The organism is Gilliamella sp. wkB112, from assembly GCF_001690685.1.
GTDB lineage: Bacteria > Pseudomonadota > Gammaproteobacteria > Enterobacterales > Orbaceae > Gilliamella > Gilliamella apicola_J.
Genome location: NZ_LZGL01000014.1, coordinates 1 through 10,599 on the forward strand (window position 1 = coordinate 1; position 10,599 = coordinate 10,599).

General features: G+C 34.6%; 10 protein-coding genes and 2 pseudogenes. 1 reads left to right on the forward strand and 11 read right to left on the reverse strand.

Annotated features, from left to right (window positions below):
• Positions 1 to 70 precede the first annotated feature (70 nt).
• The 5 genes from srlE (A9G12_RS06310) to A9G12_RS06330 form a co-directional block, all read right to left on the reverse strand.
• Positions 71 to 1,099, reverse strand: coding sequence for a PTS glucitol/sorbitol transporter subunit IIB (gene srlE, locus A9G12_RS06310; RefSeq protein ID WP_065565023.1), 1,029 nt, complete (start codon positions 1,097 to 1,099; stop codon positions 71 to 73).
• A 10-nt stretch (positions 1,100 to 1,109) separates the two neighbouring features.
• Positions 1,110 to 1,631: a PTS glucitol/sorbitol transporter subunit IIC gene (gene srlA / locus A9G12_RS06315; protein ID WP_065565024.1), complete on the reverse strand. Its 522-nt coding sequence runs from the start codon at positions 1,629 to 1,631 to the stop codon at positions 1,110 to 1,112.
• Positions 1,632 to 1,887: 256 nt separating this feature from the next.
• On the reverse strand, positions 1,888 to 2,406 hold the full coding sequence (locus A9G12_RS06320) for a YjbQ family protein (protein WP_065565025.1): 519 nt from the start codon (positions 2,404 to 2,406) through the stop codon (positions 1,888 to 1,890).
• Position 2,407: 1 nt separating this feature from the next.
• Positions 2,408 to 3,106: a triose-phosphate isomerase gene (locus A9G12_RS06325; protein WP_065565026.1), complete on the reverse strand. Its 699-nt coding sequence runs from the start codon at positions 3,104 to 3,106 to the stop codon at positions 2,408 to 2,410.
• 11 nt (positions 3,107 to 3,117) lie between these two features.
• Positions 3,118 to 3,957, reverse strand: a complete 840-nt coding sequence (locus A9G12_RS06330; RefSeq protein ID WP_065565027.1) for a class II fructose-bisphosphate aldolase — start codon at positions 3,955 to 3,957, stop codon at positions 3,118 to 3,120.
• A gap of 178 nt (positions 3,958 to 4,135) precedes the next feature.
• Here A9G12_RS06330 and A9G12_RS06335 point away from each other — a divergent pair, with 178 nt between their 5' ends.
• Positions 4,136 to 5,068, forward strand: a complete 933-nt coding sequence (locus tag A9G12_RS06335; protein ID WP_065565028.1) for a sugar-binding transcriptional regulator — start codon at positions 4,136 to 4,138, stop codon at positions 5,066 to 5,068.
• 120 nt (positions 5,069 to 5,188) lie between these two features.
• On the opposite strand, the pseudogene A9G12_RS06340 reads toward A9G12_RS06335, so the two are convergent.
• From A9G12_RS06340 to srlE (A9G12_RS06360), 6 genes and pseudogenes are all read right to left on the reverse strand, one after another.
• Positions 5,189 to 5,527, reverse strand: a pseudogene (locus tag A9G12_RS06340) (transaldolase family protein); the annotation flags it as partial.
• Positions 5,520 to 5,627: pseudogene (locus A9G12_RS12635) on the reverse strand (hypothetical protein); the annotation flags it as partial. The pseudogenes A9G12_RS12635 and A9G12_RS06340, both read right to left, overlap by 8 nt.
• Positions 5,628 to 5,910: 283 nt before the next feature.
• Positions 5,911 to 7,917, reverse strand: a complete 2,007-nt coding sequence (gene tkt, locus A9G12_RS06345; protein ID WP_065565030.1) for a transketolase — start codon at positions 7,915 to 7,917, stop codon at positions 5,911 to 5,913.
• 129 nt (positions 7,918 to 8,046) lie between these two features.
• On the reverse strand, positions 8,047 to 8,997 hold the full coding sequence (gene tal, locus A9G12_RS06350) for a transaldolase (RefSeq protein WP_065565031.1): 951 nt from the start codon (positions 8,995 to 8,997) through the stop codon (positions 8,047 to 8,049).
• A gap of 191 nt (positions 8,998 to 9,188) precedes the next feature.
• Positions 9,189 to 9,545, reverse strand: coding sequence for a PTS glucitol/sorbitol transporter subunit IIA (locus A9G12_RS06355; RefSeq protein WP_065565032.1), 357 nt, complete (start codon positions 9,543 to 9,545; stop codon positions 9,189 to 9,191).
• Positions 9,546 to 9,567: 22 nt separating this feature from the next.
• On the reverse strand, positions 9,568 to 10,596 hold the full coding sequence (gene srlE / locus A9G12_RS06360; RefSeq protein ID WP_065565023.1) for a PTS glucitol/sorbitol transporter subunit IIB: 1,029 nt from the start codon (positions 10,594 to 10,596) through the stop codon (positions 9,568 to 9,570).
• Between the last annotated feature and the right edge of the window lie 3 nt (positions 10,597 to 10,599).

Genomic DNA, 10,599 nt, shown 5'->3' on the forward strand with positions numbered 1-10,599 from the left:
GAATTCTGGAACAATTGAACCAATTTCAGTAATTATACTTTTAGCCATATTCGACTACTCCTTTGATTAACTAATACATTCCAAAACTAAATAACCAGGCAATAATAACGGCTAATATCCCTGTTATCATGCGACTATATAATACCGCCGGAACTCCATACTGCACGGTTTTTGGTTTGGCCTCACCCAAAGATAAACCTACCGGTATAAAATCACACCCTGCTTGAGCATTTATCGCAAATAAAGCCGGTAATGCATAAGCTACCGGAATCGCCCCTATCGCAATTTGAGAACCAATCAATACGCCTATTACTTGGGCAATAACTGCTCCCGGACCTAATATCGGTGATAAAAATGGTAAGCTACAAATAAAGGCTATTATCATCATTCCCCATAATGAACCGGCTAAAGGGGATAATGTTGTCGCGATAATATTTCCTATCCCTGTATAGTTAATAATACCTATTAACATACTAATAAAGGCCATAAATGGAATTATATTTTTTATCAACATATCGGTTGAATCTCGGCCCGCTTGATAAAAAATCCCCATCGCCTTACCTATGCCTCGGGATAATTTAATTAAAAATCCTTCTTTTTGATTTGCTTTATGTTCTTCCTTTATTTGCGCATATTTTTCTTTGAATTTTTGACGATCCAAAAGTGGATCTTCAACCGCCTGTGTCGGTTGTTCGTCACTTTGCGAATATGTTGCTGATTGTTCATTATTATCTTCAATAAGTGTAATATTTTCCGGTTTTACACCAGAAACAAATATATCTTCTGTAATATGTTTTGCTAATGGTCCACTTGGTGCTGACGGAATAACATCAATAGTCGGAATTTTTTTCATTGGATAAACACCAATTCTAGCTGTACCACCACAATCGATAATAGCACACATAATTTCATTTTCTGGAATGGCATTTTTAAATCCATCTACCGCTTCACCTCCAGACAATTCAGCTATTTTACTGGCTACCGGATGGATCCCTCCACCTGTCACTGACAGAACTTTATGTCTTTCTGTTGTCGGTGTTAATCTAAAACCCGTACCCCAGCCACCTTGACCTTTTTCAATAAAAATTGTTTTATACATAATGTGGCTCCTACAGATTCTCTTTACGCATTAAAAAGTTAGTGATCATTTCAGTAATAATGCCACGCATTAAAATAACCACAATACCAGTTAAGAAATACCGAACGGAAAGGCTTGAAATATTAAACCCAGCTTCCATTACACCATTTGCTATACCTAAAAATACAAATAACTCACCGGCATTTGCATAAGGAAATAAACCTGTTACTGGGTGAACAAATGAAACTGCGGAATCATAAAATGCAGGTTTTTGTTCTTCTTTTACAAAACGCCCGAACGTATATGCCATTGGGTTAGTTAACATTAAAACTGATAACATCGGCATAAGACTGTATCGTAAAATTATATTTCTAGCTGAAAACTGAATTGCTCTTGTTACCCTCTGTTCACCAATAAAGGCTATGACAGAATAGGTAAATGTTAATAAGACGATTAACAAAGGAAGAATCCCCGTAATAAGACCTAAAAATGCTTGCCCACCGGCCTGAAATAAACCGATAAAATGCGTTCCAAACCATTCTACATATTCCATTACAAACTCCTTGCTATCATACTGAAAATATGGTGAATAGAGATTACCTTCGCTCAATCCACCTGAAATTTTGCGCCCAAAAATTCAAATTAATGGGTGCGAAAGTATCGATATTTATAGGATTATGTTCTGTATCCTATTTTTACAGTCAGAAACTAGAAGCAAAATAAGTATAAATAGAATTTTTGATTAACAATTCAGAACATAAGTAATCCTCAATAGTTAGAGTATTAACTAACATTAGATTTATCTGTTTTTATTCCCCCATAAGTAAAATATTACATTTTCTTTTACGCTTACGATTTTGATCCCAGTCAATAAAATAAATATATCCAACAGAACCTATTTGGAGTTGACCATTTTTGATAATAAAAGTTTCACTTGAACCAAAAATTGAAGCGCGAATATGTGCATCCGCATTAAGAATTGTAGCCGGATCAGCGGGATAAGTTGGATCAACAGCCGCAAGTTCTTCTAAGAATTGAACATGTTTAGGTCCAGGATAAAGATAATCCGATTCTGTTAATTGTCTTGGTATTAATTTATTTAAAATACGATTTAAATCTACTTGTAAAAATTCATCTCCATTCCAATCATAATCATGCACATATTCTTCAAATAAAACTGAACATGTAGTATGTGAACTTGCAACCACGCACATACCATCTTTGATATTTGACTTTTCAATAATATCTTTAATATTATTAGTAATATTATGATAAGAAACACGTACTCCATTAGATTCCAAAATCAGTTGTTCATGTTTAATAACCATACTACATTCTCCTTTTTGTAAATGCTTCTACCAGTGATTCAATCATTTGTTTTAACATTTGTGATGGATTTGGAGCACAAACAATACCACTTGTACAACCTGTTCCATCAGCACCTAAAAGAATTGTTCGATAGACGTCTTCTGGTGAACTAATTCCAGCGGCTTGCATAACTAATATATTGGCATCCATAGATTTGATAATTTCATTTGTTTGTTGTATATAATCTTCATCACTTGTTTTACCGGTACCGATTAATTCAGTCGGTTCACATAAAACAATATCAGGGCGTAATACAGAAATAGCTTTTGCTTCAGATAAACTATCAGCACAAACGATGGTTAATATGCCTAATTCATTCGCTTTATTTATAGCCTTTGTTAAGGCTGATAGTGTTAATGGTTTTTCTGCATGATTTAGAAATGTTGCTTTTACTCCAACATTTTTTAATGATTCAGGTAGAACAGCTCCCATACCACGACCATAGGAAATACCGTCTAAATGTTGAGCAGTCACGATAATATGAGATGTTTGCTTAGCAATACTAGCTAAATCACTATATGGAGCCGTTACAAAAATAGTAATATTGTGTTTACAAGATAATTCATCCGCTAATATTGCAAGTTCAAGCAATTTCTCACCACAAAGATAAGACTTAGGATTCACGACAAAAAATGGTTTTGTAACTATATGTTTAGTCATATTGTTTACCTTTAAATATCAATCGGTTGGGTATGAAATAATTTGACATAATGATCTAACATTTTTTGCATACCAATATTGGCGGATTTCTTTAATTCAAAATAATTAATTGGTTTTGTTTTTTGAATTTCATCAAACGCATTATTAATAATGTCAGTAAAAATATTAATTTTAGCAATTCCGTTCAATGCACATTTTTCAAGATTTTGATCCCCTGAAGAAGAACCACCATGTAGAACAAGAGGAATTGTGGTTAATTGATCAATTTCATGCAAACGATCAAAATTAATTTTAGGTGTTGCTTTATATACACCGTGTGCAGTACCAATCGAAATAGCTAGTGAGTCAATATTAGTTTGGCTAACAAATTCAACCACATCTGAAGGACTAGTATAAATTGAATCACATGAATCATGGTTTTCATAATTTTCACCAGCACCAACATGCCCTAACTCAGCTTCTACCGAAACACCATTGCTATGAGCAAAAGAAACAACTTTTTTGGTAATTGCTATATTTTCTTCGAAGGATTTCATTGATGCATCGATCATTACAGAAGTAAATCCTAGTTCAATTGCTCTTTTTATAAAATCAAAATCCTCACCATGATCCAAATGTAAACCAATGGGAACAGAACATTTTTCAGCTAGAAACTTCCCAATTAAAGCTGCTTCTTCAAGTGAAATCATTTGCGAATGCGATTGAGCAAAAGACAAAATAATTGGTACATTATTTTCTTGAGCCACATCAACAAATACTCTTGCTGAATCTAAATCAATAAAATCTGGTGCCGGAATAGCAAATTTTCTTTTTTTAGCAATATCTAATAACTGTTTCGAGTTAACTAACATAACCCCTCCTTTTTACATTTGATAACATAGTTTACTTTAGTAAAAATACTAATAACAAAAAAAAATCTTGTCAACTTTTTTCTATTGAAAAGTAACATTTCAAATGAAAAATTAATTTGTGATAAAATAAATTAAATTTAACTAACCATTTTCTTGATATTTGCTATAAGGAGCAAAAATGACCAAACGAACCGATTTATTGGTAAAAGCAGCAATGCTTTTTTATAAAGAGGAAGTAACTCAAACTGAAATTGCTAAAATTTTGGGTGTATCAAGACCAACTGTAGCTACATTATTGCAAGAAGCAAAGGATAAAGGTATTGTAAGAATTACCATTCAGCATACCGAATACAATATACAACAAAGACAAGAAGCATTAGAAAAAAAATACGACCTCAAAACAGTAATAATCGCGCCTAATAGTAGTAGCCACAAAAATGCTAAAATTGCGGTTGGCGCATGTTGTGTCGAATTTATTGAAAGGCGGTTATCCAAAATCAACAATTTAGGAATAGGATGGGGAACCACAATTTACGAATATGTTCAACAGGCTAACTATCGTAATTTTAGCGATCTCTCAATAGTACCATTGATTGGAGGAATGGGAATGTCGGAGTTTCAATATCACTCAAATCATTTGGCTTTTATTTTAGCCCAAAAATATGGTTGTAATGTAAATTATTTCTATTCCCCTGCTATTGCTGACACAGTCAAAATCAAAAAAATCTTGGAAGATACTGAATTAGTAAGAACTATACTCAATATGGGGAAAAATGTGGATATGGCAATTATGGGAGTTGGTAATCCTGTCTTATCATCTAGTTATAGACAATTTGGCTACATACATGAAAGTGATGTAATTGAATTAGAAAAAAGTCAAGCTATCGGGGATATTGGTGCTACATTTTTTGATAAAAATGCTAATGCCGTTGATACGAATATTTCAGAGAAAATGATCGGTATAAGTTTGACTGATTTAATCAATATACCCGATGTAATCGTACTAGCAACCGGAAAAGAAAAAGTAAACAGCATTAAGCCGCTTATTCATAAAAAAGTCATTGATCATTTAATTATAGATAACGAAATAGCAGAAGCATTACTAGAATGATATTTTTGATAAGCAGATATTTTTAATACCAATCAGACAATATTTTTCAGGTTGCCACTGTTTAGATAATTGATTTATAAATAGTAAAAGGAAGTTTACCTCCCTTTTACTATGCTATTTTCAAAAAGCACCAATCATATCTTCGAATTTACCTTGATCTACAGCAAATGCGCGGATACCTTCGGCTAATTTTTCTACTGCCATGGCATCACTATTATGTTGTCATCTAAATTCAGCTTCTGTCATCAACGCGGGGCGAGGCTCCACTGTTTGATTTGGATTTGGATTTGGATTTGGATTTAGTTTCACTACTACTGATGCATTTAATTGTTGCATCTCAGATAACAAATTAGGATAAATAGTCAATCTATCACATCCCGTTAATGCCAATATCTGATCAGCCTTACGAAAGGTGGCTTCCATAACAATTGTTTTATAACCATGTTGTTTATATTTGTCTTCGTGTTAAATTAAACCTTTCTTGCAGAACCAGGCTAGTTATATTGAGATGACACAAAATCTCTTTTAATAATATTGTACTGCGTTCATCTAAATACATGTTAAATCCTCCATATATTTGCTATCAAAAAGTTTATGATAGCTTGTTCAAAAGCTATAATGCTTTTAGGTCCAATGTGTGGTAAATTGATTGTGCTGAGATGGGAGCAAAAATTTGAATTTGCTAAAAAGCAAACTTCATTTGCTCAATAATCTGATAAGATTGACGTTATAAGTAACTATATAGTATGAATATTAGAAGGTTATTTGAAGATTTTTACTTGAATATAAAATAGAAAACTCCGCTGAAGCTATCACCGGAGTTTTAAAATATAAAAAACTTATTATTTTAATAAGATATTTGCTTGTGCTAGTACATTTTCGACAGTAAAACCAAATTCCTTAAATAGTTGATCTGCTGGTCCTGATTGTCCAAAAGTTGTCATGCCAATAACTTTACCATTTAAACCAACATATTTAAACCAGTAATCGCTGATACCTGCTTCAATTGCAATACGAGCAGTTACTGAAGATGGTAACACTGATTCTTTATAAGTAACATCCTGTTTATCAAATGCGTCCGTTGACGGCATTGAAACAACACGTACTTTTCGGCCAGCCTGTGTAAGTTGATCATACGCATCTACAGCTAGCTGAACTTCAGAACCGGTCGCAATTAAAATGAGTTCTGGTGTGCCAGTGCAATCATTCAAAATATAACCACCACGATAAACATTAGCTAATTGTTCTTTGCTACGTTCTTGTTGCTTAAGATTTTGTCTTGTAAAAATTAATGCTGTTGGGCCATCTTTGCGTTCTACTGCATATTGCCATGCAATAGCAGATTCTACTTGGTCACATGGGCGCCAAGTACTAACATTTGGGGTAACTCGTAGGCTTGCTATTTGTTCTACTGGTTGATGAGTTGGACCATCTTCCCCCACTCCGATAGAGTCATGAGTGTACACAAATAGTGAACGGATTTTCATTAATGCAGCCATACGAATAGCATTACGAGCATATTCCATAAACATTAAAAAGGTTGCGCCATAAGGAATAAAACCACCATGTAAAGTAATACCATTCATAATTGCTGACATACCAAATTCACGCACCCCATAATGGATATAATTACCATCTGGATTAGCCAATATTTCTTTAGAACCTGACCACATAGTTAAATTACTCGGAGCCAAGTCGGCTGAACCACCCAAAAATTCAGGTAATACTGGTGCAAAGGCTTCAATTGCATTTTGTGATGCTTTACGAGTAGCAATAGTTGCCGGATTGGCTTGTAGTTTAGCCACAAACTCTGTTGCTGTTGTGTGCCAACTATTAGGTAAATCACCATTAATTCGTCGTTTAAATTCTTTGGCTAGCTCTGGATAAGCTTGAGCATATGCAGCAAAGCGAGTATTCCATTCGTCTTCTAGTTGTTTACCTTTTGCTTTAGCATCCCACGCATCATAATAATCTTTAGGCACTTCAAAAGTTGGATATTTCCAACCAAGAGCTTCACGAGTAGCAGTAATTTCTGCATCACCTAATGGTGCACCATGGCTTTCATGACTACCTGCTTTATTTGGTGAACCAAAACCAATAACAGTTTTGCACATTAATAGTGATGGTCTATCAGTCACCGCCTGTGCTTGTTCAACTGCATGAGAAAGAGCTTCGGCGTCATGGCCATCAATACTTCGAATAACGTGCCAGCCATAAGCTTCAAAACGTTTAGCTGTATCATCAGTAAACCAGCCGTCAACTTCACCATCGATTGATATACCATTATCATCATAAAAAGCAATCAATTTACCTAATTTAAGGGTTCCTGCTAAAGAACAAACCTCGTGGGAAATACCTTCCATCATACAACCATCGCCCATAAATACATAAGTATGATGATCAACAATTTCATGCCCTGGTTTATTAAATTGTGCAGCTAAAGTTTTTTCAGCAATTGCCATACCCACTGCATTAGCTAAACCTTGCCCTAATGGGCCTGTAGTGGTTTCAACACCTGGCACATGGCCATATTCTGGGTGACCAGCGGTTTTAGAGTGTAATTGACGAAAATTTTTTAAATCATCAATAGTCACATTATAACCAGTCATATGTAATAAACTATATATCAACATTGAGGCATGACCATTTGATAATATAAAACGATCACGGTTTGCCCAAAGTGGGTTAAGCGGATTATGTTTTAAAAATCCACGCCATAGTGCTTCGGCCATGTCAGCCATCCCCATAGGAGCCCCCGGATGGCCTGATTTAGCTTTTTGCACGCCATCCATGCTTAATACCCTTATCGCATTCGCAAGTTCGCGATGAGATAGTGTTGCTGCATTCATATTGTTATCTCCAGAAATATTTTTGAATTAAAACTTGTGTATCTACAAAAGGTAAATAACATACCGATTTTGTATGTGAATTTAGTAAAGATAAATAAAAGGGGAGCATGCTCCCCTTTTTTATTATCATTATAATAATGCGCTAATCATATCTTCTAATTTGCCTTGATCTACGGCAAATGCGCGGATACCTTCGGCTAGTTTTTCTACTGCCATGGCATCACTATTATGTTGCCATCTAAATTCAGCTTCTGTCATCAACGCGGGGCGAGGCTCCACTGTTTGATTTGGATTTAGTTTCGCTACTACTGATGCATTTGATTGTTGCATCTCAGATAACAAATTAGGAGAAATAGTCAATCTATCACATCCCGCTAATGCCAATATCTGATCAACCTTACGGAAGCTTGCTCCCATAACAATTGTTTTATAACCATGTTGTTTATAATAATTGTAAATATTTCGTACTGAAACTACACCTGGGTCTTGATCGGCAACATATGGATCGATTGGCTTTTTATTATTATACCAATCATAAATACGACCAACGAATGGAGAAATTAAAAACGCATTTACCTCAGCACAGGCTCGTGCTTGTGCGAATGAGAATAATAATGTTAAATTACAATTAATCCCCTCTTTCTCCAACACTTCAGCCGCTTTTATGCCTTCCCAGGTAGAAGCTATTTTGATTAGAATTCTTGATTTATCAATACCTTTTTCTTTATAAAGTTCGATAATTCGACGTGCTTTTTCAATACAACCTTGTTTATCAAAAGATAAACGAGCATCAACTTCGGTTGAGATTCTTCCCGGTACTGTTTTTAAAATTTCTGCACCGATATTCACCGCTACTTGATCACACGCATTTACTAGCTGTTGTTCTTTACTACCGCCTAATTTTTTCGCGGTTGCAACCGCAGAATCAATCAAATGTCGATATTGAGGAAGTTGTGCTGCTTTCAAAACAAGCGAAGGATTTGTGGTTGCATCTTCTGGTGAGAATTGTTTTATTGAATCGATATCACCAGTATCAGCCACCACAACTGTTAATTTTTTAAATTCATCTAATTGGCTCATACTTTCATCCTAAATAACATTTATTTTAAAGAGATTATAATAACACATATTATTCAATAATATAACGAGTTTGTTATTTAGCAATTAGTGTAATAATCTCCATAAAAATAAAATATTATAATTTTATTTACTACATAAATAATTCAGTAATTATGACAATTATTCCCTAAAATCTTAGGGAATAATGATTTTTAAATTTCAAAACAAATATTATCACCAACATTAAGATCAGGAAACTCTGATGGCTCGACTTCTATTGCTCCGGGTAATAGACCACCATCATTTTCTTTGAAATAGATGGAAATATGTCCAAGCTCTTCAAAGTTTTTATTTGCCTCAGAACCAACTTGTTTAATAGTGTATTTGTGATTACCTAACTTAAATTGTTTGCCTACCTTTAATGTTTGATTAGGTTTGTGGCTAAATTCATGAATAACACAAATGTCACGTAAATCCGGAGTTGCCATCGGTCCAAATAAAATAATAACTTTTTCCTCCTTGAATTCTGGAACAATTGAACCAATTTCAGTAATTATACTTTTAGCCATATTCGACTACTCCTTTGATTAACTAATACATTCCAAAACTAAATAACCAGGCAATAATAACGGCTAATATCCCTGTTATCATGCGACTATATAATACCGCCGGAACTCCATACTGCACGGTTTTTGGTTTGGCCTCACCCAAAGATAAACCTACCGGTATAAAATCACACCCTGCTTGAGCATTTATCGCAAATAAAGCCGGTAATGCATAAGCTACCGGAATCGCCCCTATCGCAATTTGAGAACCAATCAATACGCCTATTACTTGGGCAATAACTGCTCCCGGACCTAATATCGGTGATAAAAATGGTAAGCTACAAATAAAGGCTATTATCATCATTCCCCATAATGAACCGGCTAAAGGGGATAATGTTGTCGCGATAATATTTCCTATCCCTGTATAGTTAATAATACCTATTAACATACTAATAAAGGCCATAAATGGAATTATATTTTTTATCAACATATCGGTTGAATCTCGGCCCGCTTGATAAAAAATCCCCATCGCCTTACCTATGCCTCGGGATAATTTAATTAAAAATCCTTCTTTTTGATTTGCTTTATGTTCTTCCTTTATTTGCGCATATTTTTCTTTGAATTTTTGACGATCCAAAAGTGGATCTTCAACCGCCTGTGTCGGTTGTTCGTCACTTTGCGAATATGTTGCTGATTGTTCATTATTATCTTCAATAAGTGTAATATTTTCCGGTTTTACACCAGAAACAAATATATCTTCTGTAATATGTTTTGCTAATGGTCCACTTGGTGCTGACGGAATAACATCAATAGTCGGAATTTTTTTCATTGGATAAACACCAATTCTAGCTGTACCACCACAATCGATAATAGCACACATAATTTCATTTTCTGGAATGGCATTTTTAAATCCATCTACCGCTTCACCTCCAGACAATTCAGCTATTTTACTGGCTACCGGATGGATCCCTCCACCTGTCACTGACAGAACTTTATGTCTTTCTGTTGTCGGTGTTAATCTAAAACCCGTACCCCAGCCACCTTGACCTTTTTCAATAAAAATTGTTTTATACATAAT

What these genes read in the sequence shown, in the direction of transcription:
- A9G12_RS06325 (WP_065565026.1), bottom strand. Translation starts at nt 3,106, where the DNA reads ATGACTAAACATATAGTTACAAAACCATTTTTTGTCGTGAATCCTAAG.
- A9G12_RS06320 (WP_065565025.1), bottom strand. Translation starts at nt 2,406, where the DNA reads ATGGTTATTAAACATGAACAACTGATTTTGGAATCTAATGGAGTACGT.
- A9G12_RS06355 (WP_065565032.1), bottom strand. Translation starts at nt 9,545, where the DNA reads ATGGCTAAAAGTATAATTACTGAAATTGGTTCAATTGTTCCAGAATTC.
- tal (WP_065565031.1), bottom strand. Translation starts at nt 8,997, where the DNA reads ATGAGCCAATTAGATGAATTTAAAAAATTAACAGTTGTGGTGGCTGAT.
- tkt (WP_065565030.1), bottom strand. Translation starts at nt 7,917, where the DNA reads ATGAATGCAGCAACACTATCTCATCGCGAACTTGCGAATGCGATAAGG.
- A9G12_RS06330 (WP_065565027.1), bottom strand. Translation starts at nt 3,957, where the DNA reads ATGTTAGTTAACTCGAAACAGTTATTAGATATTGCTAAAAAAAGAAAA.
- srlE (WP_065565023.1), bottom strand. Translation starts at nt 10,596, where the DNA reads ATGTATAAAACAATTTTTATTGAAAAAGGTCAAGGTGGCTGGGGTACG.
- srlA (WP_065565024.1), bottom strand. Translation starts at nt 1,631, where the DNA reads ATGGAATATGTAGAATGGTTTGGAACGCATTTTATCGGTTTATTTCAG.
- A9G12_RS06335 (WP_065565028.1), top strand. Translation starts at nt 4,136, where the DNA reads ATGACCAAACGAACCGATTTATTGGTAAAAGCAGCAATGCTTTTTTAT.
- srlE (WP_065565023.1), bottom strand. Translation starts at nt 1,099, where the DNA reads ATGTATAAAACAATTTTTATTGAAAAAGGTCAAGGTGGCTGGGGTACG.